Source organism: Sphingobium sp. V4, assembly GCF_029590555.1.
In the GTDB taxonomy this organism is placed as follows: Bacteria; Pseudomonadota; Alphaproteobacteria; order Sphingomonadales; family Sphingomonadaceae; genus Sphingobium.
The window spans coordinates 802,501-829,004 of record NZ_CP081002.1 but is presented as its reverse complement, the minus strand read 5'-3'; the positions used below and the strand labels follow the sequence as shown (position 1 = coordinate 829,004).

General features: G+C 61.3%; 25 protein-coding genes, 1 tRNA gene, 2 rRNA genes and 2 pseudogenes (1 of these 30 running past the window's edge). 5 read left to right on the top strand and 25 right to left on the bottom strand.

Features of this window, described 5'->3' with window-relative positions:
- Positions 1-128: 128 nt before the first annotated feature.
- The 8 genes from K3M67_RS19515 to K3M67_RS19480 form a co-directional block, all read right to left on the bottom strand.
- Positions 129-812: a sensor histidine kinase gene (locus K3M67_RS19515; protein ID WP_285833073.1), complete on the bottom strand. Its 684-nt coding sequence runs from the start codon at positions 810-812 to the stop codon at positions 129-131.
- A 94-nt stretch (positions 813-906) separates the two neighbouring features.
- Positions 907-1,170, bottom strand: coding sequence for a PAS domain-containing protein (locus tag K3M67_RS19510; RefSeq protein WP_285833072.1), 264 nt, complete (start codon positions 1,168-1,170; stop codon positions 907-909).
- Positions 1,171-1,310: 140 nt separating this feature from the next.
- Positions 1,311-3,302 carry a protein-L-isoaspartate(D-aspartate) O-methyltransferase gene (locus K3M67_RS19505; protein ID WP_285833071.1) on the bottom strand — a complete coding sequence of 664 codons (1,992 nt, stop codon included), beginning with the start codon at positions 3,300-3,302 and terminating at the stop codon, positions 1,311-1,313.
- Entirely contained in the window at positions 3,295-3,798 is a 504-nt protein-coding gene (locus K3M67_RS19500) for a 5' nucleotidase, NT5C type (protein WP_285833070.1), read from the bottom strand. Before K3M67_RS19500 ends, K3M67_RS19505 begins: the two co-directional genes overlap by 8 nt.
- Positions 3,798-4,172, bottom strand: coding sequence for a hypothetical protein (locus K3M67_RS19495; protein ID WP_285833069.1), 375 nt, complete (start codon positions 4,170-4,172; stop codon positions 3,798-3,800). The genes K3M67_RS19500 and K3M67_RS19495 overlap by 1 nt, the downstream gene beginning before the upstream one ends.
- A gap of 3 nt (positions 4,173-4,175) precedes the next feature.
- Positions 4,176-4,565 (bottom strand): four-helix bundle copper-binding protein, encoded by a 390-nt coding sequence (locus K3M67_RS19490; RefSeq protein WP_285833068.1) that lies wholly within the window; start codon positions 4,563-4,565, stop codon positions 4,176-4,178.
- Positions 4,565-4,861 carry a plasmid stabilization protein gene (locus K3M67_RS19485; RefSeq protein ID WP_285833067.1) on the bottom strand — a complete coding sequence of 99 codons (297 nt, stop codon included), beginning with the start codon at positions 4,859-4,861 and terminating at the stop codon, positions 4,565-4,567. The genes K3M67_RS19490 and K3M67_RS19485 overlap by 1 nt, the downstream gene beginning before the upstream one ends.
- Positions 4,862-5,253: 392 nt before the next feature.
- A complete protein-coding gene (locus K3M67_RS19480) occupies positions 5,254-5,670 on the bottom strand; it encodes a MerR family transcriptional regulator (protein ID WP_285833066.1) in 417 nt (138 codons plus the stop codon).
- Between the two features lie 52 nt (positions 5,671-5,722).
- Here K3M67_RS19480 and K3M67_RS19475 point away from each other — a divergent pair, with 52 nt between their 5' ends.
- Entirely contained in the window at positions 5,723-6,706 is a 984-nt protein-coding gene (locus K3M67_RS19475) for an aldo/keto reductase (protein ID WP_285833065.1), read from the top strand.
- Positions 6,707-6,776: 70 nt separating this feature from the next.
- Positions 6,777-7,214: a GFA family protein gene (locus K3M67_RS19470; RefSeq protein WP_285833064.1), complete on the top strand. Its 438-nt coding sequence runs from the start codon at positions 6,777-6,779 to the stop codon at positions 7,212-7,214.
- A 425-nt stretch (positions 7,215-7,639) separates the two neighbouring features.
- On the opposite strand, the gene K3M67_RS19465 is transcribed toward K3M67_RS19470, so the two are convergent.
- Complete coding sequence (locus tag K3M67_RS19465; RefSeq protein WP_502958927.1) at positions 7,640-8,776, bottom strand: IS91 family transposase; 1,137 nt, start codon at positions 8,774-8,776, stop codon at positions 7,640-7,642.
- Here K3M67_RS19465 and K3M67_RS19460 point away from each other — a divergent pair.
- Positions 8,657-9,673, top strand: a complete 1,017-nt coding sequence (locus K3M67_RS19460; RefSeq protein ID WP_285833733.1) for an IS110 family RNA-guided transposase — start codon at positions 8,657-8,659, stop codon at positions 9,671-9,673. The two genes, K3M67_RS19465 and K3M67_RS19460, sit on opposite strands and share 120 nt — an antisense overlap.
- Before the next feature lie 273 nt (positions 9,674-9,946).
- On the opposite strand, the pseudogene K3M67_RS19455 reads toward K3M67_RS19460, so the two are convergent.
- The 4 genes and pseudogenes from K3M67_RS19455 to K3M67_RS19440 form a co-directional block, all read right to left on the bottom strand.
- Positions 9,947-10,228 (bottom strand): annotated as a pseudogene (locus K3M67_RS19455) (transposase zinc-binding domain-containing protein); the annotation flags it as partial.
- Between the two features lie 4 nt (positions 10,229-10,232).
- On the bottom strand, positions 10,233-11,138 hold the full coding sequence (locus tag K3M67_RS19450) for a tyrosine-type recombinase/integrase (RefSeq protein ID WP_285833063.1): 906 nt from the start codon (positions 11,136-11,138) through the stop codon (positions 10,233-10,235).
- A gap of 192 nt (positions 11,139-11,330) precedes the next feature.
- Positions 11,331-11,633: a type II toxin-antitoxin system RelE/ParE family toxin gene (locus K3M67_RS19445; protein ID WP_275490078.1), complete on the bottom strand. Its 303-nt coding sequence runs from the start codon at positions 11,631-11,633 to the stop codon at positions 11,331-11,333.
- A 2-nt stretch (positions 11,634-11,635) separates the two neighbouring features.
- The gene (locus K3M67_RS19440) at positions 11,636-11,881 is read right to left on the bottom strand and encodes a type II toxin-antitoxin system ParD family antitoxin (protein WP_268169681.1); all 246 of its coding nucleotides are present in this window, start codon (positions 11,879-11,881) and stop codon (positions 11,636-11,638) included.
- A 176-nt stretch (positions 11,882-12,057) separates the two neighbouring features.
- On the opposite strand from K3M67_RS19440, the gene K3M67_RS19435 reads away from it, so the two are divergent.
- Positions 12,058-12,690, top strand: a complete 633-nt coding sequence (locus K3M67_RS19435) for a tyrosine-type recombinase/integrase (protein WP_285833062.1) — start codon at positions 12,058-12,060, stop codon at positions 12,688-12,690.
- A gap of 155 nt (positions 12,691-12,845) precedes the next feature.
- Here K3M67_RS19435 and K3M67_RS19430 read toward each other — a convergent pair.
- From K3M67_RS19430 to K3M67_RS19390, 9 genes and pseudogenes are all read right to left on the bottom strand, one after another.
- A pseudogene (locus K3M67_RS19430) lies at positions 12,846-13,905 on the bottom strand (IS630 family transposase).
- 216 nt (positions 13,906-14,121) lie between these two features.
- Entirely contained in the window at positions 14,122-14,739 is a 618-nt protein-coding gene (locus tag K3M67_RS19425) for an energy transducer TonB (protein ID WP_285833061.1), read from the bottom strand.
- Positions 14,740-14,912: 173 nt separating this feature from the next.
- The gene (locus K3M67_RS19420; RefSeq protein ID WP_285833060.1) at positions 14,913-15,209 is read right to left on the bottom strand and encodes a hypothetical protein; all 297 of its coding nucleotides are present in this window, start codon (positions 15,207-15,209) and stop codon (positions 14,913-14,915) included.
- Positions 15,206-15,496 (bottom strand): DUF3325 domain-containing protein, encoded by a 291-nt coding sequence (locus K3M67_RS19415; protein WP_285833059.1) that lies wholly within the window; start codon positions 15,494-15,496, stop codon positions 15,206-15,208. The genes K3M67_RS19420 and K3M67_RS19415 overlap by 4 nt, the downstream gene beginning before the upstream one ends.
- Entirely contained in the window at positions 15,493-17,064 is a 1,572-nt protein-coding gene (locus K3M67_RS19410; protein ID WP_285833058.1) for a PepSY-associated TM helix domain-containing protein, read from the bottom strand. Before K3M67_RS19410 ends, K3M67_RS19415 begins: the two co-directional genes overlap by 4 nt.
- Before the next feature lie 46 nt (positions 17,065-17,110).
- A complete protein-coding gene (locus K3M67_RS19405; protein ID WP_285833057.1) occupies positions 17,111-19,564 on the bottom strand; it encodes a TonB-dependent siderophore receptor in 2,454 nt (817 codons plus the stop codon).
- Between the two features lie 138 nt (positions 19,565-19,702).
- Positions 19,703-20,656 carry a FecR family protein gene (locus K3M67_RS19400; protein WP_285833056.1) on the bottom strand — a complete coding sequence of 318 codons (954 nt, stop codon included), beginning with the start codon at positions 20,654-20,656 and terminating at the stop codon, positions 19,703-19,705.
- Positions 20,657-20,737: 81 nt separating this feature from the next.
- Complete coding sequence (locus tag K3M67_RS19395; protein ID WP_285833055.1) at positions 20,738-21,262, bottom strand: RNA polymerase sigma factor; 525 nt, start codon at positions 21,260-21,262, stop codon at positions 20,738-20,740.
- A gap of 279 nt (positions 21,263-21,541) precedes the next feature.
- On the bottom strand, positions 21,542-22,741 hold the full coding sequence (locus tag K3M67_RS19390) for an IS256 family transposase (RefSeq protein WP_285833732.1): 1,200 nt from the start codon (positions 22,739-22,741) through the stop codon (positions 21,542-21,544).
- A 328-nt stretch (positions 22,742-23,069) separates the two neighbouring features.
- Here K3M67_RS19390 and K3M67_RS19385 point away from each other — a divergent pair, with 328 nt between their 5' ends.
- On the top strand, positions 23,070-24,110 hold the full coding sequence (locus K3M67_RS19385) for an IS110 family RNA-guided transposase (protein WP_285833054.1): 1,041 nt from the start codon (positions 23,070-23,072) through the stop codon (positions 24,108-24,110).
- A 442-nt stretch (positions 24,111-24,552) separates the two neighbouring features.
- Here K3M67_RS19385 and K3M67_RS19380 read toward each other — a convergent pair.
- The 3 genes from K3M67_RS19380 to K3M67_RS19370 all read right to left on the bottom strand — a co-directional run.
- A tRNA-Met gene (locus K3M67_RS19380) sits at positions 24,553-24,629 on the bottom strand.
- 110 nt (positions 24,630-24,739) lie between these two features.
- Positions 24,740-24,854: ribosomal RNA gene (gene rrf, locus K3M67_RS19375) — 5S ribosomal RNA — on the bottom strand.
- A gap of 146 nt (positions 24,855-25,000) precedes the next feature.
- Positions 25,001-26,504 (bottom strand): 23S ribosomal RNA (locus tag K3M67_RS19370); it runs 1,291 nt beyond the window's last position.

Genomic DNA, 26,504 nt, shown 5'->3' with positions numbered 1-26,504 from the left:
TTTTATTTGTCCGTGGGCTGGATGGTGGCTCGATCTCTATTGGGCAAGTGCTTCTCTGACGGTCGCACGGGACTTATGACCTACCATCCCTGGCTCTCAGCAGCAGCCGATCCCTTGCTACCAGATATTCATCTTCTGCGATCAGAACCCTCTTCTGCATCGGTGGCCGTCAGCCTTCGGGAGAGGCACCCAAGCGGGATGACGATCTCGGCCTTCAAGCCATCAGAGGCATATTCCAGATCCACTTTTCCTCGCAGGCTATAGGTTGTCGTCCACTGGATAAGGTGAGTTCCATAGCCTGGCGCGGTCGGGGTGTTCACCGGGGGGCCGCCGATTTCACTCCACTTCACCGTCAACGTCTCGCCACCATCGTCAAGCAACCAACAGACTTTCACTTGGCCGCCTGGCACCGACAACGCACCGTATTTTACAGCGTTCGTTGCCATCTCGTGGAAGATCAGGGCTAGCGACATGATCGTGCCAGGAATCAGCACAACAGGTTCCCCGGGCTGTATTGCGATGACACCGGGGTTGGCCGCATAGGGCGCAAAGACCCGCTTCAGCAGTTCGGGGAGATCACTCGCCTCCTGCTCGCCGAAGGCGAGGTCTTCGGCCTCGATCAGAGCGGCAAGCCGCCCAAGAAATGCGTCGCGATATTCCTCAGCCGAACAGCCACTGGTGGTTGTTTGACTGGCTACCGCCTGGATCACGCCGAACAAGTTTTTTACACGATGCCGGAGTTCGCCGAAAAGAAGATCCTTGGCCACATCGCGCTGATGCTGTTCGGTCGCGTCCGTGATGGACACCAACATGGAACGGCTCCCTCCACCGGGTTGGCGCAATGTACGCGCCGTCAGCAGCATCGTTCGTTCGCCCAAGCCCGGAAAATCGTGCGTGACCTCATAATCAATGATCGCGCCGGCCTTGGGGCACTTCCTCAAGTAAACGGCGCAGCTCCGGAATGTCCCATTGCCGGTTGCCCAGCTCATAGACGGGCTGCCCGATTGTCTCGTAGCTATTGACGCCAAAAGCTTCAAGAAATGAGCGGCTCGCCGCCTGAACGCACAGACTGGCATCCAGCACCAGAAGCGGCTCCGCAACCGTATCAACGATGCCCTGCGCTTGAGCATGGCTGGTGCGCAGCAGGCGATACAGGTCGTCGGTGTTCATGAACGTTGTCTCGCACCTATTCTCCGATCGCGCAACGTAGTGAAATATTCACTGCGACCAAATCCTGGTGCGTTGCTGGGAGAGCAACTTTCGGTCCGCTCTGTCCGTCAGGAACGCGGTTGCCTTGACCCCTCGGGCAATCACTCGCCGAAGGGATAGGTTTCCGGCATGCCCTTGTGGTGCTCGGGGCCGAGCGGCGTCACCGCGCTGGTCTCATCGAACCAGACGAAGGCGTCGAACTGCTCGGTAAGGACCGCTTGGCTGTAATGGCTCCAAAGTTCCGTCTCGGGCCGGTAGATCACGCCGATGAAGCGTTCGAGCATGGGCTCGCTCAAACGTCGGCACAGCGCGTCATGGCTGCCCGGCATCAGGTCGAGCAGAAAGCGATCGACGCCGCTGTCATGACATTGACGCTCATAGCTGTCCCGGCGCGAGGGATTGACGCGTTTCACTTCCATGTCGCCATCCCAGTCGGTCGCGGCGGCGACCGTTCCTGTATGGGTGCCGAACCCGACCAGGGCAACGTCATCGCCCCACTGCTCGCGCGCGAGTTGGCCGATATTGAGTTCATCGCGGCTCTTGCCCATGTCCGTGTGGCGCGCATCGCCGATATGACTATTGTGCGCCCAGCCGATCGCCTTCGCGTCGGCTCCCTTCGCCTCCAGCAGATGGTCGAGCGTCTCGAACATATGAGTGTCACGCAGGTTCCAGCTCTCGGCGCCGCCATAATACATGATCCGGTAATAGCGCTCCGCCGAGGCTATGAGCCGTGCATTCTGCGCCGCATCGAGAAAATCATCGCTGTCGTGCGCGGCATAGGCGAGATGCTTTTCCAGCAGAGCGCGGCACTGCTCGATCACAGCCTCTTCGCATTCGGCATAGCCGCGCGAGATCGCGGCGCGGCCGTATGTCGCAGGATTGCGCTGCCACGGCGTCAGGCAGCCATAGCGTTCGCGCGCCACCGCGGCGGCTTCAGGGTCGATACGGTCGAGATAGTCCAGCACCGCGCCGATCGAGCCTGACATATTGTAGACGTCTAGACCGTAGAAGCCCGCGCGCGCCTCCGGCGGCAGCGCCCGGTTGCGCTCGTGCATCCATCCGGTCAGCGCCTGAATATCGGTGTTGCGCCACATCCAGGTCGGAAATCGCTGGAACGGCGGCTCATCGTCTTCCCGATGAGGACGATGCCGGACATAGCGGTCGACGCGCGCGGCATCGGGCCAGTCGGCCTCCACCGCGACGATGGTGAAGCCATGTTTCTTGATGAAATGCCGCGTGATCGCGGCGCGCGCCTGGTAGAATTCGCTGGTGCCATGGCTCGCCTCGCCCAGCATGACGACGCGGCGACCGGCGAAGCGGTCGAAAAGTCGACCGAAGGCCGGATCGTCGAACGCCGGCAATGGCTCGGCCGCCTCTGCAATCATCTCCGCAAGGCTGAGCCTGCGCGATGCGGCGGGGACATGGTTGCTTGCCGCCCGGCTGCCGTCCTCGCGCCAGCCCTGCGCGCCGATGAGCGGTACGAACCGCACCGCGCCGAGATTTTCCTCCTCGAAACGGTCCTTGCCGATCCGACTCACCTTGCAGAGCTTCTGGTCGCCGGCCTCGCCCACTGGAATGACGAGATGGCCTCCAACCTTCAATTGCTGCTTTAGGGCAGATGGTACGTCGGGACCGCCCGCCGCGACCAGTATCGCATCGAACGGTCCGTCGTCGGATGCCCCTTGGGTGCCATCACCGATCCGGATTTCGACATTGTCGTAACCCAGCGTGGCAATGCGCGCAGCGGCGAGTTTTCCCAAGGCGGAATGCCGCTCGATCGCGATCACGCTCTCCGCAATCTGACCGAGGACGGCAGCGGCGTAGCCGGAGCCCGCGCCGACCTCCAGCACATGGTCGCCGGGCTGCACTTCGGCCGCTTCAATCATGGCGGCGACGATATAGGGCTGGGAAATGGTCTGCTCCTGCTCGATCGGAAGGGCGGAATCCTCATAGGCGAACTCCTCAAGGCCCTCACGCACGAAGCGCTCGCGCGGCACCTTGCGCATGGCTGCGAGCACATGCTTGTCGCGGATGCCGCGCCGGGTCAGGTGCACGTCAACCATCCGCGCTCGCTGCTTTGCGAAGTCAGGCATTGTCCGGCTCCTTCTCATTTTCGGGATCGCGCACCGGGACACCGAGCAGCCTCAACTTGACGAGCGTACTCTCGGCATTTTCGTGATGAAGGAAGATGCCGCCGGCCGCTTCCCAAAGATGGGCATGCTTCATCTGGTCGTCGACAAGGATGTCGCCCTCCTGAGCATGGTTGCGCTTGTCGACGGCCATCACGGTCAGGATCTTGACGCCGGGAAAATGCTCGGCGGCCCAGCGTACCTTTTGCGGTGCCGCCCATTTTCCCAGCGGCAGCCCGGTCAGGATTATGGGGTCGAGATGCCGAACTGCTTTGAACAGACGCATGGCATCCGGCATTAGCGGCAAGGTGCCATAGAAATCGGGATGGCGTGCCAGCTCGCGCCAGAAAGCGCCCTTGCCGCGCCGCTTTTGAAACGCACGAGGCGGCATGCCGAGAAGGTCAGTGGCGGCACGATCGAAATCGGCAAGGACGCCATCGCAATCGAGATAGAGTTGCATCAGCCGAACCTCGCCGGGATGAGCGCAACCGGCACAGGTCGCTCCAAGGGCCGCCAGCCGCGCGCCTTGATCACATCATTGCTTTGGACGGGCTTGCGCCCGCGCGATCGATCCAGCGACCAGGTGATGTGATAGGTGCCGCCGTCAGACCGGTCGGTGCTGCCGTCGATCGCGACCACCATGGCCTGCAGGCCTGCGTCGTCATCGGCCTCGCCGACGATCTCCGCTGACACCGATGAGGGGAGGGGCGTCCGCGAATTCGCTTTCGCATCGAGCGTCACATGATCGGCGATGACGTCAGGCCAGCGAGGCGCGAAGCGCGCGAGCAGGCGGTGGCGATCATCGGCATCCACTTTCCAGCCGGTAACGGCCATGGCTCAGTTGACCGTAGGAAGAGCTGCCCGGCAGTCGGCCGCACATTCCCGGCACATCTCCGCGCACAGCTTGCAATGGCCATGGTCGTGGCGCTCGCACTCCTCGGCGCAAAGATCGCAGACCCTCGCGCATGTCTCGAGCATGAGACGCAGCACTTCGACATTCTGCCCGGCGCGCCGGACGGCCAGGCGCCCGGTCGCCGTGCAGACGTTCGCACAGTCGCTGCAGGTCCGGATGCACTGGGTCATGTCCATTGCCTCAGCGACGCAGGCGTCGGCGCAACTGGTGCACATTTCCGTGCAGAACATGGCGTGCCGCGCCGCCGTGGCGAGCAATTCGTTGAAATCGTCACCCACATCAGGGTGCAGTTGCAGCATCTTGTGGATAGACATCAGCCATGTCCCTGCTTGCGGCGCGTTTCCCAGCCCTTTTTCGCAGCCGCCGACCGCTGGGAGTGGTTCTGGCTTGAACCGCCCTTGCGGCCGCCTTTACGTGACGATGCATGGCTTTCGGTTTTACCGCGTCCGGAACCCGACTTCTTGCCGCCGCCCGATTCCTTGTTCACCGTGGCCCAGGCGCGACGCTCGGCCTCCTTGTGGCCGACGCCGCGATCCTCATAGCCTTCTTCGATATGCTCGGCCTTGCGCTTCTGCTTGTCGGTGTAGCTCGACTTGTCACCCTGGGGCATGCCAATCCTCCTTGGCGGTTTATCCCCCTTATAGAAACGCAGCACAGGCCGATTGGCTGCCGACATTCGGCTAATCTCGATACTCCGGACCTGGGTGGATCTGGGAATGGATGATAATCCTGTGAGCGATCTCCAGGCCCGGATAGGTCACATGCCGGTCGGCGGCCATCGCTGAGAAACGGCGGCTCAGTCGAGTCGCTCGACGGAAACCTGCCGTTCGGCAATCGGCCATCAGCCGACATTCCAGCAGCGGCACCGGAACGTCGCAATTTGGTCGCCTGCCGCCGGGAGCGATCACCTAATCGCAGGAACTTCCCTGCACCACTGGTCCGCAAGGCAAATGTCGTTTCCCGACGCGGGCAGAAGTAAAGTTCATTATTGCTGCCAGAAGGTCAGCAGATGAAATTCTCCCAACTCGGAGCATCCTTGGGCTGGCCCGCCTCCACCCATGCGAGCTTCCTGCCAAGAAAGTCGAGGGCTGACTCGAGTTCGGAACGCCGCTCCTCGAGTTTCGCCATCTGCGCCCTCAACACTGCTGCGGTCCGTGCAGGCGAGTCCTCACCCGCACGGTACTCGGCACCCAGTGCCGCGATTTCCCGCAGCGAGTAGCCCAGCGATTGCTGCAGCCGAATCATCCGCGCCGCCGTGACATCCTGCGGGCTGAAGACCTGATAGGGGTTGGCGCCGCCCTTACCGTTCCGCCCTGGGCTCAGCAGCCCCTTGCGGACGTAGAAGCGAATTGTGTCGAGCGACAAGCCGGTCGCTTTGGAAAACTGGGAAATCAGCATCGCGGAAAAGCTCTTGACCATGGACTAAAGTCCACGGTTATAGGGCTGGCCTGTCAGAAACTGGAGACACAAAATGACCGGCCTTTCCTCTCCACTCCCGCAGGTTCCGCTCGGCCAGGACGGTCCCCTCATTGGCGTGCAGGGTCTCGGCTGCATGGGCATGAGCGAATTTTACGGTGAGACCGACGAGGTTGAATCGCGCGCCACGCTGGAGCGCGCCCTGGAATTGGGCGTCACCCTGTTCGACACCGCCGACATGTATGGCATGGGGGCCAACGAGACGTTTCTTTCGCCCTTCGTGCGGGCGCACCGGGACCGCATGCTGATCGCCACCAAGTTCGGCTATGCCCGCTCGCCCGAGCGTCCAGACGACTGGAGCCTCGACAACCGGCCCGAATTCATCCGCGCGGCGGCTGAGCGCTCGCTCCGACGGCTCGGCGTCGACACCATTGACCTCTACTATATGCATCGGCGTGACCCCGCGGTGCCGCTGGAGGACAGCATCGGCACGATGGCCGACCTCGTCGCCGAAGGAAAGGTCCGCTGGCTGGGACTCTGCGCAGTCGATGCGGCCGAATTACGCGCGGCGCATGCCCTGCATCCGATCGCGGCGCTGCAATCGGAATGGTCGATATTCACGCGCGACATCGAACGCGAAGTGATCCCGGCTGCGGCGCAGCTCGGAGTGACGGTGGTGCCCTATTCACCGCTGGGACGCGGGTTGCTGACCGGGCGGGCTTTCGGCGCCGCATTGGGGGCGGACGATGCGCGCCAGAATTTCCCGCGCTTCTCGGCGGAGAATGTCGATGCGAATGCCCGGCTCGTCGAACGGATCGAGGGGATCGCCACCGACATGGGGGCCACCCCGGCGCAACTCGCGCTGGCGTGGCTCTATGCCCGGGCGGCTGAACTCGGCGTTGCCTGCGTGCCCATTCCGGGTACTCGCAAGCGCGCGCGTCTCGAAGAAAACCTGGCCGCAGCCCTGCTGCGCCCGAATGAAGCGGCGATACAGGCGCTCGAACCGCTCGCCGCCGCCGTTAAGGGCATCGCGGTTTGATCGGACGAGTATCGCCTGTAAGCGGGACATGCAACTGCCTGCCACTCACACTTCGGAACAAGGAATGCCCATGCCGATCACGGGAGGGTGCCGCTGCGGCACGATCCGATACGATATCGCTCTAGACGCCCTGCCGCTGGTCTATGCCTGTCATTGCCGGGACTGCCAGACATGGAGCGGCAGCGCCTTCGCGCTCCACGCGATGCTGCCCGAAGCAATCCTTTCGCTGGACCCGGGCGTGCATCGCTTCCGTTTGGACGATGTGGAGCAGATGCCGTCCGAGCATCTCGGATGCGCACGGTGCATGACACGCATCGCCAACCGCAACAGCGCAGTTCCGGGCATGATTATCCTGCGCGCGGGAACGCTCGACCGCAGCGACGAGGTGGTGCCCGCCGTTCATATCTGGACCAGCAGCGCCCAGCCTTGGGTGATTTTGCCCGATAAGGCCCCCGCTTTCGAGAAAACGCCAACTCCTGCGCAGTTCCAGGTCGCGCTTGCGAAGTAAGGGGCGGCAAGCGTTGAGAGATGGGTTTTTATATTCTGGCAAGCCGCTGCTCGGGACAAGCGATGCTAAGTGTATGACCGGTTTCGGCGCGAGCGGACACTTTTGCCGTGGTGACGGAACGGCTTGAGTTGTGAAGGGTTTCGGGCGCTTGCGTACGAAAGCCTCCAGTGCAGGAACCCGCGGGCCCCATGCGCTGGTCTATGGGTAAAGCGGCTTAGGGGTGGTTTGGACGGGTAAGCGATGCCGATCCGGAAGTGTCGGTTCTGGCCGGATCAACGTGACTTTGTGCGGCGTCAGAGTGCCGACGGTGGCGGTTTTGCTGGTCGGTGTGCCCTGCGCTGGGCTCGATTGCGGAATGGGCATACACTGGGTCATCGGCCAGGCCGCCATGGGCGTGACCGTCGTGCAGTCTGAGCCATGCCGCATCATGGCGCATTCCCCCGGATTGGCGATGCCGATGATGGTGGCGCGCGGGGCTGGCACCAGCGGGCGAAGGCCTCGATGATGGTCATGTGCCCGCCGCAACATGGGCATGGTGGGCGATGGTCGGGAGGTTCGTCGGGTTCGGGCTCCTCGACCGGTACAGCAACGCCCGGCAGGCTGCGGGCCAGCGCCATGGTGTCCTTGTGGGTCGAACTGGCGAGCAGGCCGTAATGCCGGATGCGGTGGAAGCCGCGCGGCAGAACGTGGATCAGGAAGCGGCGGACGAACTCGTCGGTCTCCAGCGTCATGACCTGCTGGCGTTCAGCAGCAGGGCGGCGATAGTCCTTGTAGCGGAACGTCACGCCGGTCTCGTCGAAGCCGAGGAGCCGCCGGTTCGAGATGGCAACCCGGTGCGTGTAGCGCGAGAGATAGGCCAGCACCGCCTGCGGCCCGGCGAAGGGCGGCTTGGCATAGACCACCCAGCGCTTCTTCCGGATCGGCGAGAGATGCCGCAGGAAGGCCTTGCGTGTCGCGAGGCCAGCCAAGGTGCTGAAGAAGACCAGCTTGCCGGCATCGAACAATGCCAACAGGCGAGTGAGGAACAGACGGCGGAACAAGGCGCCAAGCACACGCACCGGCAGCAGGAATGCGGGGCGCGACGAGATCCAGCGCGTGCCGTCGAGCGCGATGCCACCGCCAGGCACGATCATGTGCACATGCGGATGGTGGGTCGGTGCCGATCCCCAGGTGTGCAGCACGGCGGTGATGCCGATCCGCGCGCCAAGGTGCCTGGGATCGGCGGCGATGATCAGCATCGTGTCCGCGGCTGCGCGGAACAGCAGGTCATAGACCACCGCCTTGTTCTGGAAGGCGATGTCTGCGACCTCGTTAGGCAGGGTGAACACGACGTGGAAGTAGATGGGGTGGTTGCCGCCCTCCCCAGACGGCATCGCAATGTGCCAAGTTAGTGGTGTTGAGGCCACTGAGCGGAAAGGACGGCAACCGTGACAAAAGATACGATGATCGGCGTGGATTTGGCAAAATCTGTTTTCCAGCTGCACGGCGCATCGATGACCGGGCAGCCGAAGTTTCGAAAGAAGCTGTCGCGGCAGGGTTTCGCTGAGTTCATGGCCAAGCAGCCTCCCACCATTGTAGTCATGGAAGCTTGTGGCAGCGCGCATTACTGGGCGCGCGAGATGAGCAGGCGCGGCCATGAGGTGAAGCTGATCGCTCCGCGTTACGTGAAGCCCTTCGTCAAGCGGCAGAAGAACGACGCGGCGGATGCCGAAGCCATCGTGATCGCCGCACAGCGGCCGGAGATGCGTTTCGTCGAACCCAAGTCTGCGGAGCAGCAAAGCCGTACCATCCTGTTTCGCGCTCGAGAGCGGCTGGTCCACCAGCGCACGGAGCTGGTGAACGCTCTTCGAGCGTGCCTCTACGAATTTGGCCATGTCGTTCCGCTGGGAATTCACCAGCTCGGCAGGATCAAAGGTATCCTGGATGGACCAAACAGCGACCTGCCCCAACTGATGCGCGAGGAGTGCGGCGATCTGATGAAGCAGATTGCCGAGAAGACGGTCCGCATCGATGCCCGGACGGCAAAGATCAAGGCTCTCGCAGCTGAAGCGGATACTGCGCGGCGCTTGCAGACAATTCCGGGAGTTGGTCCGTTGACCGCCTTGGCTGTCGAAGCCTTTGCTCCACCAATGGAGAGTTTCCGTTGCGGCCGCGACTTTGCCGCTTGGCTTGGCCTCGTCCCGCGCCAATTCTCCTCTGGCGGGAAAGAACGGCTCGGTCGGGTATCGAAGGCGGGGCAGAGCGATATCCGAAGACTTCTGATTATCGGAGCAATGTCGCGCCTGAACTGGCTCGGCCGAAAATCAATTCCGGAAGGCTCGTGGCTGGCACGCATCGCAGCGCGAAAGCCAAGGATGCTTGTTGCGATCGCCTTGGCCAACAAAATGGCGCGAACAATCTGGGCTATGTTGACGAAAAACGAGGATTACCGAGATTCGGCGCAGGCAGCCGCAGCATGATCGACATGCCGCAAAAACTACCTGACGCCGGATAAAGGGGGTGTGAGAAGGCGACGACCCGAATGGGCACAATGATCGAACAGATCTGGATCAGGAAAACCAGCCGGTTGGCATGAGCGATAAAGCTCGGGAAGTAGATTTGGACCTGATCCGCAGATCACCATACTGGCCCGCGGCTTCTGCAAATGCCGCATAGGAAGGCCTGACAGAAGACCGCACTCGATCACGCGCGCATTCGATCAAAACCCTCTTGCACACCGGGCGGCAACCACAGAAGCCAACCGGCAACAGGTCGGCCTCGCGCGCGGCCAGCCAGGTGCGCGCGGCGGCGCCCTGGCACTTGGGGCAGTGCCGGTTGCGACACGAGTTGTAGGCGACCCGCCAGTGCCCGCAGTCGTCGCAGGCCTCGACGTGACCGCCCAGCGCGGCGGTGCGGCAGTTCTCGATGGCCGTCATGACCTTGAGCTGGCCGAGGCTGAGATGCCCGGCATGGGCCGCGCGATAGGCCGGCCCGCTGCTCCGGAAGATATCGGCGACCTCGAGTGAGGTGCGCACCGGCTCAACCGGGAGGTGCCCTGCCTTCCATCACGGCCACGATCTGGTCGAGCGGGCTGGCCACCGCCCGCATCGTCTTGCTCGAGACCTGGGTATAGATGCCGGTCGTGTTGATGTTCACGTGTCCCAGCAGCACCTGGATGACCCGGATATCGACGCCTTGCTCGAGCAGGTGAGTGGCAAACGAGTGGCGCAATGTATGCGGGCTTACCCGCTTGTGGATCTCGGCGCGCTCGGCCGCTTCCTGCACGACGCGGTGCAACTGGCGAGCCGAGACCGGATCTGTGCCGCTGCGGCCGGGGAACAGCCAGCCATGAGGTAGCATCACTCCGCGCCGCTTGCCTTCGCGCCACCATTGACGGAGCAAGTCCAGCAGGTGCGGTGAGAGCATGGCGTTGCGGTCCTTGCGTCCCTTGCCCTGCTCGACGCGGATCATCATCCGGGTGCTGTCGATGTCATCGACCTTGAGGTGGGCAACCTCCGAAACCCGCAGGCCCGCGCCATAGGCCACGCTGAGGGCCGCCTTGTACTTGATGCCTGGCGCAGCCTCGAGCAGCCGCGCTGTCTCCTCGACGCTCAAAACCACCCGCAGTTTGGGTGTGAAGCGAACGACGACCAGCGCTAGGGCCATCTCCGGCCGCCTGAGGGTTATCCCGAAGAGGAACCGCAGTGCCGATACCGCGCCATTGATCGTGGCTGGACCAACGGCGCGCTCGTGCTGGTCAACCTGATAACGCCGCAGGTCTTCCACCGTGGCCGTGTCCGGGGGGCGGCCGAGAAACGCGGCGAAGTTCCGGACATGTCGGATATAGTCATTCTGCGTGTGCGCCCCGAAGCCACGCATCTTCATGTCCTGCAGCATCCGCTCACGCAGCGAATGGGTCGGGGCAGCGGTCGTGATAGCATCCATGGTAAGTTCCTCTCCGTTGAAGGAACTCCACCGTCGGCGGGCGACGCCGCCCCGCCGAAAGCCTCACAAATACTACGCTACGTCACCCCAAGCGACCCTCCCGCGGAGCGGGTTCGTGCGCTGGTCGACAGGAGAAGTGCCAAGTGGGGCGGAAACTCTGCTGAATCCCCGCCTGCGCCTACCTCGCCGCGCCTAGCCATCATAATTCGAGGATATCCAATCTTCCCTACCATGCCGTACGCGCAGAATGATGACCTCGCCCTCATTTCCCACATCATAAATCACCAGATGGGCCTTGTAGGGATGCACGCGAACAGGCGGCGAAATCTCCTCGCGCAGACGCGCGGCATGGGGATAGTCTGCGAGAAACGCGAAAATCGCGCTCAGCCCTTCATGATAGGTGTCGGCTTGAGGTAGACCGAACTGCTCGATTCCCTCAAGAAAGATGGCTGTCAGATCATCGACTGCGGCGCGTGTTAAACGGAAGCGAGGCACGATCAGGCTTGCAAGCCAGCCTGGCTGATCGCCCGCGCCCGGATGTCCGCCATCGTCTCATCACTCAGGCCGCTCGCTCTAGCTTCATCGGCCAGGCGCTGCATGGCGGCAATCTTGTCGGCGCGTTCCTGATCGCGACGGATAAGATCGCGCACATAGTCACTGGCATTGCTATACCGGCCAGTGTCAGCTTGCGCTTCCACCCATTGCTTCATTGGGTCGGGCAGTGAGATGTTCATCGTAGCCATGGTAGCCTCCAAGGCTAAGGAAATAGCAAAGATTGGCAAAGTCTGTCAATTCATGGTCAGCCATGGGCTGCCCCCTTGAATACAGACCATTGTGCAGCCGACGACTCACAAAATTTCCTCCGGAGGGCCGCAACCGTTCTTCAGAATGGCCAATTCTGGCCAATCGGAGAATGATCATGGAAATATCTGAAACCGTGAATGCGTCCCCCAAGCGCCCAGTCTGGAATGCCGGGCGCACTGTCGGCGCGAAACGGGCTTTGAAGCCCAAACAAATATGGGAGATCCGATTTTATCTCAATCAGCGCCGCCGCCTGCGGGACAGGGCGCTGTTCGACCTTGCGATCGACAGCAAACTACGCGGTTGCGACCTTGTTCGCATGAAAATTGGCGATGTCGTCAGCGGCGGGCAGATCCGCACGCGGGCCATCGTCATGCAACAGAAAACGGGTCGCCCTGTTCAATTCGAACTTCTCCCTGATGCCCGGGCCAGCCTGCTGGCGTGGCTCGAGCGGCGGGGCGGCACAGTCGATGATTATGTCTTCCCAAGCCGGGTTGATCGCAATGCTCACCTCAGCACACGGCAATATGCCCGGCTTGTCGACGAATGGGTGACGGGGGTGGGCCTGATGCGAAGCGAATATGGCACGCATTCGCTCCGCCGAACCAAGGCCTCGATCATCTACAGGGCGACTGGCAACCTGCGTGCCGTTCAGATCCTGCTCGGCCACAGCAAGATTGAGAATACGGTCCGCTATCTGGGGATCGATGTGGAAGACGCGCTCGCGCTCGCTGAAAACACCGAAATCTGAACCGTCGGCTCCCCGCAGCACAGGCGGGGAGTCGACTTTGGTCACCCTGGGACATCACCGCCGTTTGCAAGCGTGAGCGCGAGCGGCGGCTTTCGGATTTACCGGCCGTTTGTCGGATGGCGGTGAGCAGAATGAGTAATACCAACGTGCATTGATCACGACCCTCGCGCCCATTTGCGGCGTCCGATAGTCATGATGCGCCACGGCTGATCGACCAGCTTGTTCCAAGCTTCGCAGCAAAGGTCGATGATGTTGTCGTGGGACGTGAAGATCCGGTTGGACAGCCAGTTATCGCGCATGAACTGCCAGATATTTTCGACCGGGTTGAGTTCAGGGCATTTGGGCGGCAGCGGAATGATGCTGATATTCTCTGGCACTTCGAGCTTTCCGGTCATGTGCCACCCGGCTTGATCCATCAACAGAACGCCGTGGGCACTTGGTTCGATAGCGAGCTCTCCGCCAAGTGCAGCGACATGGTCTGGGTGTTGCAGAACGGGAGGACCAAGCCTGCCCCCTTGCCAAGCTCTGGACAGATGGCGCCGAAGATGTAGGCCGATTTCGTTCTTTGGTCCTTGGGTGCCGACGGCCGGGTGCCGCGCCTGGCCCAGCGCCGGGTGATCTTGTTTTTCTGACCGATCCGGGCCTCATCCTGGAACCAGACCTCTATCGGCGTGCCGCGCGGGAGGGCGGCTTTGATCTTTGCCAGCTCGGCTGCAAAGCCCCCTTTTTGAAGCCCTCCAGCGCATATCCGTTCTGGGCATGGTGACGCGGGCGTGCCGTCAGTTTGACATAGCCCAGCTTCTTCAACTCCCGCCCCACGGTCGTTTCCGTCAGGGACACGCCAAACTCGTCATGGAGCCACCGCGCCAGGTCGATCAGCCGCCAGCGGACAACCCCGTGGATCGCTGGGATCGGGCCGCTTTCAACGATCTCTGCAAGAGCCTGGCGCTGGGCATCGTTCAACAACGGGGGCTTGCCCGGCGCCTTCCCATCGAGGAGACCGTCTGGACCTTGGGCATTGAACCGAACCACCCAGTCGCGCACGATCTGCAACGTCACTCCGCCGATGCGTGCGGCATCGCTGCGGCTTGCGCCATCATAAATTTCCGCCAATGCCAGCAACCGTCGTCCCTGGTTCGCGCTCCTTGTCGCACGAGCCATGCGTCTCAAGCCCACTGCGTCAAAGTCGTCCCGCAATCCAATCGCTGCACCCATCGTCATGCCCTCCAACAGGAAGCCATAGATTCAGAAATTCAGCGCCTTGGGAATCCCCCTCGTGAGTCAGCATCAATGGAGGTTGGTATTAGCTTGGCCGCCTACGGCCGGAAAATCATGGAACGAAGCCGTCCTTCGAGATCATGAGCGGCGGTATCCGACAAGCCGGGTGTTGAGGCGTTCGACCGGATCGGTTCGGGAATAGGAAAGCTCGCCCTATTTCAAGAAAAACTCGACCGGGACAACCAATTCCAGCGTATCGCCGCCTTTGTCGCCAGGCGGCGCGGGAAACGGCGACGCCCGTTTTGCCAAGGCCACGGCTTCGCGGTCCAATTCAGGAAAACCCGAAGACCGTTCTAGCCGTGATGACAGCACCTTGCCGCTGCGATCCATTATGAAGCGGATATAAGGCACGCCCTGCTGCCGCCGCGCCATTGCCGCACGCGGGTACCGGCGATGCTTGTTGAGCTGGGCCAGGACGCGGCCTTCCCAGCTATCGGGCGCGTTGTTCGAAACTTGCGGCGCGGGTGGCGCGGACAGGGTTTTGGGCGCGGCCGTTTCCGGTACGATCGGACCGGGATCGGTAAGCCGGGGCGTCACGATCTCCACGGGAATCGATACCGGCGCTATGGGAACAGGGATGCGCGCGATTGGCCGCTTATGCGGCGGTTCGGGGAGCTTATCCTTCTTCTCGACCGGTATTGGCGCTATCTTCTCCTCGGGAGGCGTCTTGGCCGGCGAGGCCGGCGCCTTGAGTTCGAGCACTGTGAGGGCTGCGGGTGGTTTCGCCGGCGTGACATGCGTGATGGTGAGGAAGAACCCGGCCAGCACCACCGTATAGATTGCTCCTGTGCCCAGCAGTCCAATCCAACGGCTATATCGCGATGGACGGTAGCCATGACATTCCGCCACCGAAGGGGCCGATCGGACGAGTGACGCGCCTATATTCGGAGCGGCGGCTTCGCCATGCCCGGTCCGGGGAATAGTCGTTACGTTCGGTCCTGCATTCATGGTTTCACCGCCAGTATCGCCAGTGCGAGGGGAACGGCAAAGGCGAGCAACCATCGCCACGCATGCACGGCACTGGGAGCATGAAATACGGCCATGGCGACGACGGCGAAAATAACGAAGCTCGCCAGCGCCGCAGCCGTGACCGCTTCCACCCGGTTCATGCCGATCCCTACCAGAAGCAGGGACAAAGCGACGGTGGCGAGCGAGGTCAGGCCATATGCCCCGAGCGTGCCCGCCAGGACGCGCAAGAAGATGGACCCTCGCCCACGCGTTTGTCCGTTCAAATCGATCATGGTCGAACCCTCCGCAGGATGCGTTCGCGGTTGGTGTTGGCTGTCACGACGAGCGCGGCGGTGATGGTCAGCCATCCGCACCATGTCACCACACCATAGCCCCAGCCAAGCCCCGCGCCGGCTACAAAGAGCGCCAGCCCCAGCAACAAGAAGCCCGACCGGCGCAAGGAGTGGCTCATGGGCGGAGGGAGCTTACGGCCAAGCCAGTCCTGCTGATGCCGCGTCATGGCGAGCAGCAGCAAAGCGAAGCCGCCTAGCGACAGGAACGAGATCGTGCCATGAATCATGCGCGCCCCTCCGCCTGCACGCGCATCTTCTGGCGGGGGACCGCTTCTTGTCTGTGGCTTGCGACTTTCCTTGCTGCCAGCGCAAATGCGGCGGCTGTCACCAGCATGGCGAGATCGAAGCCGACGAAGACCCAATTCCGCGCGGCCAGACTGGGGACAAGGCCACGCAGAGAAGTGATGGCGTTCACTACAGGCACCAGCGCGTAGAAAGCCGCGCAGGCTGTCAGCGCCTCGATCCAGGCCCGTCTGGCGGGGCGGACCAATGCCCAGGCGAACACCCCGCCCCATGCGATGAACAGGCTGTTGATTTCCCAATCGGCCCGGTGCGCCGTGCCGAGCGGCAGCAACCGGTTGGCGAGGAAATAAACTGCGATTCCCAAACATGATCCAGCCATCACACCAATGTTCAGCCGCTCGACCAGCAGGCAGCCGACGTGCGGCCGCGACGGATCCGGCAGCTTGGCGCGACGCTTGGCCGTCCACAGGACAAGGCCTGTGGCCACCATGGCCGTGCCGCCCACGCCCGACAGAAAATAGAGCCAGCGCAGCATCGGATCGGCGAAACGACCGGCGTGGAGATCGATCATCACGCGCTGCACGGCCTGCGCGGAGCCGATCCGCGGCTGGGACTCTACCGCGACGCCGGTAACGGCGCTCAGATATAGCGGCCGCCTGTATCCGCCCAGGTGATTGGAGGGGAACCAGAATTCCGCCAGCGCCGTGGCGTCGGACGCATTGGTGATGCTTATGTAGGTCGGTGAAAGCCCGCCGGAGGCCTGTGATGCACGAGTCATCAATTCACCCAATGGCAACAGGGTGGCCGCCTTGTTGTGCGGCTTCCCGGCTGATCGGGATGGAAAGGCCGCTTGCAGGTACGCCCGTTCACTGGGAAAGTTGGCTGTTATTACCCAAGGCATCAGCGTGAACAGCAACGCCGCCAGGCCCGTATAGGTAATCATCAGGTGAAAGGGTAGCATCAGAACGGCCGTGGCGTTATGCGCGTCCAGCCATGATCGCTGCCCTTTGCCGAAACGAAGCTGGAAGAAATCCGCGAATATCTTCTTGTGCGTCACGACACCGGAGAAGATCGCGACCAGCATCGCAAGGGAGCAAATGCAGACGACGAGGCGCGCCCATTTGATCGGCAGATAGTGCAGGTCGTAATGGAAGCGATAGAGGAACCAGCCGCCCTGCGTCTGACGAACCGTAACAGCGCGACCTGTGGCTGGAGCCAGCGTCACTTCGTCGGCTTCATCGGAATCACCGCTGGATCGCCAGCTTACGGAAATCGGGCTGTCGCCGCGCGCATCGGGAAAAGAGACGATCACCGTGTCGGCATGGTGCGCCTTTTCCGCCACGATCCGGTCGACTTGCGCCATTGCCTGCAGCGTGACGGCGCCATGGTCCAGTTCCGGCCGCATCCAGCGGGAGATTTCTTGCTGGAAAAAGGCGTTAGTCCCGAACAGGAAGACGAGGAACAGCAACCACCCGGGCAGGAGGCCTGCCCAGGTGTGAAGCCGCGCCATCGATTGGCGGATACTGTTTGAAGCCGTGGTCAGGCGCGTCATCCTGACACCGCCCGATCGTCGAACTCGGACCACAGGTCTCGCATGGTCAGAAGCGATATCGCAGGCTGCCCAGAACCGTCCGCTCGGTGCCATAGTTGCACCCGTTTACCGTGAAGCAGACTGGCACGTAGTACTTGTCGAACAGATTGCTGACGTTGATGCTCGCGGACAAACCGTCCAGCATGCCCCATTGCGGCCCAAAATCGTAGTCGAGCGCGAGGTCGACCAGGGTGAATGCCGGCACCTTGAACGTGTTGGCGTCGTCTCCATAAGTGCTGCCTGTGTAGCGAACGCCCGAGCCGATGCCGAGGCCTTTCAACGCTCCTGACTGCACCTTGTACTTCGCCCAGAGCGAAGCCGAATGTTCCGGCACCCGGGTCGGCCTGTTGCCGGCCACTGCCGAATAGATGCTTTCGGTGACTTCTGCATCGTTATAGGTGTACGCCGCGACGAGGTTCAGGCCCTTGGCAATTTCGGCTACGCCTTCGATCTCGATCCCGCGCACGCGCACTTCGCCGGTCTGTACCGAATAACTCGTGTTCTCCGGATCGGTGGTCTGCACGTTCTGGCGGCGCAGATCGAACATGCTCAAGGTCAGCAGGCTGTTCGAACCGGTAGGCTGGTACTTCAGGCCCACTTCAAATTGCTGCCCGGTTTCCGGCACGAAGGCATTGCCCAGCCGATCCGTGCCGATTATCGGCGTGAAAGACTCCGTATAGCTGGCATAGGGCGCCAAACCGAAATCGGACACGTAGGTCAGACCGGCACGCCAAGTGAAGGCATCGTCCTTCTGGCGCACGCTGGTGCCGGTCAGGACGTTGCGGGTCTTGCGCCAGGACCAGTCCTGCCTGATGCCCACCGTCGCGACCCATCGATCATACTTGATCTGATCCTGCACATAGAGGCCCAACTGATCGGCTGAAATATCCTGCAGCGAGAGGCCCGTGTAGACGCTGGTGTCTACGGTCCCGCTATAGACAGGTTCGAAGATGTCGATCCGCGAAGCGTTGCCCGTCTGCTCCAGCCAATTGGAGGTTCCCCGCAGATAGTCAAAGCCGCCGGTGATTTTGTGCGTCAGGTTGCCGGTATCCACGTCCCATTGCAGGCGCGTGTCCGCAGCAACGCCGTCATTCGAGATGGCCCGCACCGTGTAGCGCCGGTTGAGCTGCCTTTCATCGATCAGGGCACCGAGCGCTTGGAGATATTGCCGGTCATTTTCCAGATGGGTGTAGCGGACATTTTGGCTGATCTTCACCCGGTCGCCCAAACGGTGCTCGAACTCATAGCCAATCGCATAACGTTCGGTTGTCTCACCTTCCCAGCCAGGTTCACCCAGAAATCGGCTGAAGGGTATATGGCCGTTCGAATTGGGAAGCAGTACCGCCGTAGCTGGCACCTGGGCGTAAAAGTCGCCTTTGTTCCGCTGATAGGATGCCAGCACCGTGAAGCTGGTAAGGTCAGTAGGCTGCCAAGTGAGGCTGGGCGCGATGTAGACGCGATCATTCTTGACATAGTCGACCTGCGTGTTCGCATCACGCACAAGCCCGACGATACGATAGAGCAGCTTCCCGTCGCGTGTCGCGCCGCCAAGATCAGCGGCGGCCTGATAGTGATCGAAACTGCCGACAGTCAGTTGCACCTCGTTGATCGGATCAGCGGTGGGGCGCTTGGACACCATGTTGATGAGGCCGCCCGGCTCGGATTGACCGTAGAGGACCGAACCAGGGCCCTTGAGCACTTCGATGCGTTCATAGCCGTAGGGCTCGCCGGCAAAGAAGCCGAAATAGCCAGGTGTCGCACCTCGCAAGCCGTCCTGATACATATAGAGGCTGTTCTGGATGAACCCGCGAAGATAGAGATTGTTATCCAACAATTGCGCGCCGTTCGTTTCGGTACGGACACCTGCGGTGTACCGCAGGGCGTCGTTGATCGTTTGGACGCCCTGATCCGTCATGCGATCGGCGGTGATCACGGAAATAGATTGCGGGATTTCGAGAATAGGCGTGTCGGTCTTTGCCGCCGTGATGCTGCGCGACGCGACATAGCCCCTCACGGGCCCCGTCGGAATTTGCGCTGCATCGGCAGCGGCACCCGAGGCCGCACCGCCCTCTACCCGCACCGGCCCGAGCTGAATGGTGCCTGCGGCCGCCTGCGGTGCCGGTTCAAGGGTGATCGTGGTGGTGTTCGAGAATTTGAAGGTCAAGCCGGTCCCGGCAAGCAACCGGGAGAGTGCTTCGGCTGGGGCCATCCTTCCGGAAACACCCAGCGTCGTCTTCCCTTGCGCGAGGTCCGCGCTGTAGAAGAGCTCCAGCCGCGTCTCGCGCGAGAAACGCATGAGAGCGGAAGACAGCGACTGGGCGGGAATGTCGAACTGCTGCGTTCCGTTCTGTGCCATGCCCTGTGCCTGCGCGGCACCGGAATTCGCCACCATCGCCATCGAGACCAGAGCCGTCGACGCCAGTACGGTCCGCAGACCGGACTTCATTCCATAAATCGTCATTCGTTCCCCCAGGCCCTTCCCTGGGTTGGGAGAAGGCCGATGTGATCACATGCAAATGCCTGTCATTTGCATTATATATTTGTTGAGACGCGGGGCTGGGGCAGGAGCATTACATGCCCTTCAAAATTTTTTGCCGGTTCAGCTTGCGGGGTACACGAGGACGAGGAAGCGGGTGATCCGCACCAACCGCACTGGCAGCGTTCGCACGATCGTGTCGAGCGCTGCGTCCGTTCGCGTGGCGTCGAACATGCCGGATACGGCAAGCCTGTCGAGGCTTTCGTCCATTACGATGATCCGGCCCCGGCGATACCGTTCAAGGTCGCGGAGCACTTCCGGCAAGGGCGCGTTGTCAAACGCCAGCCGGCCTTCCCGCCACAGGCCGATATTGGCGGCATCGATGCCTTTCGGCGCAGCGACGCCATTCGCCCCATAGCGAACCGCACGGCCCGGCGTCAGTCGCACTGCGGGATGGTTGGGCATGACCACATCGACGACGCCATGGGTGACGGCAACGTCCACGGCCTGCCTGCCCAACTTTACATCAAAAGCCGTGCCGATGTCGGTAATGGAGCCATCCGCTGCCTGGACTCGGAACGGTCGCGAATCATCCTTTGCGACGACAAAGAATGCTTCGCCATCATGCAACACCACCTTGCGCTCGGCCTGGGAAAAATCGACTGACAGCGCCGACGACGCAGCCAGTTCTACCCGCGATCCGTCGGACAGAGCCACGGATCGATTTTCCGCCACGGCTGTGCGCTCATCGGCGAACAAGTGGCTGCGATTGGCCATCCACCCCGCCGAACCGATCAGAAAGGCTACAGCGGCGGCGGCTAAGCGGCGGCGCGTTACCACAGCGCGCGGTGCGGTAGGCGGCTGTATCGCTATGACATCCGGGGCGTCGACGCCTTGCAGACCATCCATGCCCAACCAAAGCTGCGCGACCTCAAGCCAAACGGGGCCATGGTGCGGGTCAGCGGCAAGCCACTGTGCATGCGCTGCGCGATCGTCATCCGTCGCATTCTCGTCGTGCAGGCGTACGAACCAGGCGACGGCCTCTTCTTCGATCGCATCCAGGCTCGTTTCAGACATGTGTCCTGCATTCCCCTACACGTGACCGCTGCAACCACGATCCTGCCTCTAGTTCAACGACGGTTGACGGACGCACCACCATTACTCCGGCGCCTCGCCCCTCTCGCGGTAGGCGTTCAAACGTTTCTTGCAGTGCGCCAATGATCGGACCATGTGGACGACCACCGTGTTGCGCGAAATGCCGAGGCGCTCTGCGATTTCACTATACCCCAGACCTTCGAAGCGGCTCAGAATAAAGACTTCCCTGCCTTTTGGCGGCAAATCCGCGATCGCCTGTCCTACCACTGCCAGTGCCTCGCGAGACAGCGCGGAACTCTCCTGGGATGGTGCGGGATCTGCGATATTGTCGCGTACAGATTCATCGATATGGTCAAGGGGCGCACGCATCACCGCGCGATGATGATCGACGACCAGATTGCTGGCGGTGCGAAAAAGCCAGGCCCTCGGCTCCCTCACAAGCGATGGAGGGTCAACCTGCATCAGTCGCGTGAACGCTTCCTGCGTAATTTCCGCGGCCAGATCGGGCGACGAACCGCGGTGCATGAGGAATCGCTCCAACTCAATGCGCCAGCGACGATAATCCCTTTCCAGAGCCCCGAACGACACGAACCTGCTTTCCCTGCGTTGCTCACCGCTGCTACGATATTTGCGAATTAATCGCAAGAATCGCTCTCGGAGGCTCTATTCAGCGCGGCAATAGCCGGTTTAAGGATGGCTTCCCGTCCGACCGAATGGCTGTGGGGGAGTGCACTGCTACCGGACCACTCAACTGATGAGGAATGGCGGCTTTCGTCGCGGAGTGCCCTTTATGCACTGGTGGGCGAACGGATCGTGCCCTGCGGGATGGTGTAACAGCGCGGATCCTTGGTAGAGGATCGGACTGGATCAGGCCGCCACGCCGGGCAGCGTGATGAGAGGATTGTCGCTGACTGGGGCGAGACTTTCAAGGCTCATGTATCGGCGCGATACGGCCCACTCGTCCTGCTGTTCGAGCATCAGGGCGCCGACGAGGCGGATCACGGCCGCATCATTGGGAAAGATGCCGACGACATCGGACCGTCTTTTGATCTCGCCGTTGAGGCGCTCGAGAGGATTCGTGCTGGAGATCTGGGGCCAATGGTCCTTCGGGAAGGCAGTATAGGCGAGGACATCTTCTCGTGCGGCGTCCATCATTTCGGCGAGTTTGGGAGCGCGGTCGCGTAAGGCGTCGGCAATTGTCTGCCACTGCTTATGGGCCTCCTGAGAGGTCTCCTGGGCAAAGATCGTCTTGATCATCGCTGTGACCGCAGGCCGCTGCTTGGTCGACACATGCGCGAGGGCATTGCGCATCCAGTGGATTCGGCAGCGCTGCAGGGTAGCATGGAAGACCTTGCTGGCGGCGGCGCGCAGCCCTTTGTGATCATCGGCGATGACAAGTTTGACGCCCCGCAGCCCGCGATCGGCGAGAGACCGCAAGAAGCCCTTCCAGAAGGTCTCCGCCTCGGTGGGGCCAGTGGCGACGCCCAACACCTCACGCCGGCCATCGGTGCTCACCCCGACAGCGATTATTGTCGCCGTCGACAGGATCCTGCCCCCCTGGCGGGATTTTATGTAGGTGGCATCGAGCCAGACGTACGGAAATTCGCCTTCTATCGGCCTGTTCAGGAAGGCGTTGACCCGCTCGTCGATCTCCTCGACCAGCCTGCTGACGGAGCTCTTGGAGATGCCTGTGAGGCCCATGGCCTTCACCAGATTATCGACCGAGCGGGTCGAGATGCCTTGTACATAGGCCTCCTGAATGACCGCGGTCAGCGCCTTCTCAGCGGTACGGCGGGGTTCAAGGAAGGACGGGAAATAGGACCCCTTGCGAAGGCGGGGAATCTCCAGATCAATATGGCCGGCCCTGGTTTCCCAGGAGCGCTCACGATAGCCGTTGCGCTGAACCTGCCGCACTGCGGGGTCGCGAGCACCATGGGGAGCGCCGGTCAGCGCCTGCACCTCGGCTTCCATCATCCTTTCAGCAGCGAAGGCCAACATCTCGCGTACGAGATCTGCGTCTGCGCCCTTTTCAACCAGCTCGATAAGCGCCATTCTGTCCGTGGTCATCGTCGTCTCCGATAGGTTCATTGGTTTCGCAACCCGAACTCTACCGAAGATCGGCGATGGCCGCCAAGACAGGGGCCATGTCATTGCTGGGGCTTGAGGCTCCGGTCGCTACGCTCCCTGCACCTCAAGCCCCACAATGACGCTGTTACACCATGCGATGGGACGCGGCCGGCGAACGGCTTAACTTGGTCGGCAGCCGACGCCGCCTGAGCGGCAGCTATCCTCGAAACCCGGCGCTAAACCGGATAGGGTGGATGGCTCCCGCTCACGGCATCTAAGTGCCAAGATGGGTTGCTGTCATGCAAACCCGAGCCAGGAGCCACCCGCCATGGAGATTAGCACGATCGGCCTGGATTTGGCCAAGAACGTTTTTCAGGTTCACGGTATTAGCACGACCGGAGAGGTCGTAATACGCAAGGCGCTGCGGCGATCGCAGATGCTGCCGTTCTTCGAGAAGTTGCCGCCGTGCCTGGTAGGCGCCGAAGCTTGCGGGACGTCGCATCACTGGGCGCGCGAACTGACCAAGCTGGGTCATGAGGTTCGGCTGATGCCGGCGGCTTATGTGAAGCCCTATGTGAAGCGCGGCAAGAATGATGCCGCCGACGCCGAGGCGATCTGCGAAGCGGTCACACGTCAGACGATGCGGTTCGTGCCCATCAAGTCGCGCGAGCAGCAAGCGGCGTTGTCGCTGCATCGCGTGCGCAGCCTGTTGATCAAGCAGCGCACGCAGCTGGTCAACATGATGCGCAGCGTGCTTGCCGAGCTGGGGATCGCCATCCCCGTCGGGATTGTGAAGGCGCTGCAGATGGCGCGAGAGATCGTCGGCGAGGAGACTGAACTCGATTTACCGGCCGAAGCGTCGAACGTCGTCGCAGTGCTGGCAGGGCAACTGCTCCAGCTTCACGCCCAGTTGCGCAAGCTCGACCTGCGTCTCGCCGCTCTGCAGCGGAGCGACGACAGGGCCCGGCGCCTGGCGACGATCCCTGGTATCGGGCCGATCGGCGCGACGGCGCTCGCGGCATCGGTCACCGATCCCACGCAGTTCGCTTCGGGACGCCAGTTCGCCGCTTGGCTGGGGCTGACCCCGCGGCAGAGTTCGAGCGGCGGCAAGGAACGCTTGGGGCGCATCACCAAGATGGGCGACAGATATCTGCGGCAGCTTCTGATCGTCGGTGCAACCGCGCTGGTCCGATACGCCAAGCAGAAACCCAGCACGGTCGATCCGCGCTTTGTTGCCCTGCTTGCCAGAAAGCCTGCACGCGTCGCCTCGGTCGCCATCGCCAACAAGATGGCGCGGATCGCATGGGCAGTCATGGCGCGCGGCGGCGTCTTCGAACGAGGGCATGCGCCTATGCTGACGGCAGCATAGATCAAGAGTTAGCTGAGGAGATCAGCTTCACGAGGTTGTGAGCGCAAAGGATGTGATGGCAATACCGGTCGGACCGGGAACAAGGACAACCCAAGGACTGTCATAGGCGTAATAGCCTGCAAACCCGATCGGACCTTGTTCGTGGACCCCATCAGGGCCAGCAGTCTAAACCGACTGCATCAACAGGCCGGACAGACGACTGCACCCGACGGAACGCCAGATCATCACTTTACACTTGCAACGCGGGAGCCATCCACAGAGGACAGTCGCCTACCGGCCACAACCAGTCAGCGGCCACTCGGTCTAGGTGGCTGTGGATGAGGAGGGCATGAAGAGGCTGAGAAGGGCCGGGCAGGCGAGTTACCTCACTGCGATTGCGGACCTGCTGCGGACACGCCTTTTTGGCGGTGCGAGCATTATCCAGCTAGGTTATTGGGAATATTGGTTGCGGGGGCAGGATTTGAACCTGCGACCTTCAGGTTATGAGCCTGACGAGCTACCGGGCTGCTCCACCCCGCGACGTTGTTCTGCCTGAGGAGGCAGTTTTTTGCAGCAAAAAGGGGCGGCCTGTTTTACGGGCCGCCCTTTTTGGGATGTGAATGGGTTTTGAACAAAGCGCGAGCTTCAATGCCTGGCGACGCCCTACTCTTCCGGGGCTTGAGCCACAGTACCATCGGCGCAGTCAGGTTTCACGGCCGAGTTCGGGATGGGATCGGGTGGGTCACTGACGCTATGGTCACCAAGCAATGGAGCTGGCGCTTTGTTGGGTATAATCGATGCCCGTGCGGGGTGTGTTGAGATATCCTGGCTGGCTTAACGACCGCCATGTTTCGACAGGTTTTTCAAGGCTGTCGTTGATGGTGGGACTCTGCGGTTCATTTCTGAACCGTTTAAGCGCGAACAGAGCAATTAGGATCGGTTAGCTCCATGCGTTACCGCACTTCCACATCCGACCTATCAACGTCGTGGTCTACGACGGCTCGATGAAATCTTATCTTGAGGGAGGCTTCCCGCTTAGATGCTTTCAGCGGTTATCCCGTCCATACATAGCTACCCAGCTGCGCCCTTGGCAGGACGACTGGTACACCAGAGGTATGTTCAACCCGGTCCTCTCGTACTAGGGTCAACTCCTCTCAAATTTCGACGCCCACGGCAGATAGGGACCAAACTGTCTCGCGACGTTCTGAACCCAGCTCACGTACCACTTTAATTGGCGAACAGCCAAACCCTTGGGACCTGCTCCAGCCCCAGGATGTGATGAGCCGACATCGAGGTGCCAAACGATTCCGTCGATATGAGCTCTTGGGAATCATCAGCCTGTTATCCCCGGCGTACCTTTTATCCGTTGAGCGATGGCCCTTCCACGAGGGACCACCGGATCACTATGACCGACTTTCGTCTCTGCTCGACTTGTCAGTCTCGCAGTCAGGCGGGCTTATGCCATTGCACTCTAACAGACGGTTTCCAACCGTCCTGAGCCCACCATCGCGCGCCTCCGTTACTCTTTAGGAGGCGACCGCCCCAGTCAAACTACCCGCCACAGAGGGTCCCTGCACCGGATAACGGTGCGAGGTTAGACATCAGAAAACAACAGGGTGGTATTTCACCTATGGCTCCACGACAACTGGCGTCATCGCTTCAAAGCCTCCCACCTATGCTACACAGTTCTTTCCTAATGCCACTCTGAAGCTGCAGTAAAGGTGCACGGGGTCTTTCCGTCTAACCGCGGGTACTCCGCATCTTCACGGAGAATTCAATTTCGCTGAGCATATCCTGGAGACAGTGGGGAAGTCGTTACGCCATTCGTGCAGGTCGGAACTTACCCGACAAGGAATTTCGCTACCTTAGGACCGTTATAGTTACGGCCGCCGTTTACCTGGGCTTCAATTCAGAGCTTGCACTCCTCCTCTTAACCTTCAGGCACCGGGCAGGCGTCAGGCCCTATACGTCGTCTTGAAGCCGACTTAGCAGAGCCCTGTGTTTTTGCTAAACAGTCGCTACCCCCTGGCCTGTGCCCCCCATCAAAAGTTGCCTTAAGATGGGGCCTCCTTCTTCCGAAGGTACGGAGGCAATTTGCCGAGTTCCTTCAGGATACTTCTCTCAAACGCCTTGGTATACTCTACCATTCCACCTGTGTCGGTTTAGGGTACGGTCTATACGGTGGGGCTATTTCCTGGGACAACTTCCCTGCCCGGACCAATCCAATAAGGCCGAACAAGTTACGCCATCCGTCACACACCACCAGGCCCACGAATATTAACGTGGTTCCCATCGACTACCCCCTTCGGGCTCGTCTTAGGGGCCGGCTTACCCTGCTCAGATTAGCTTTAAGCAGGAACCCTTGGAATTTCGGCGACAGTGCATCTCACACTGTTAATCGCTACTCATGTCTGC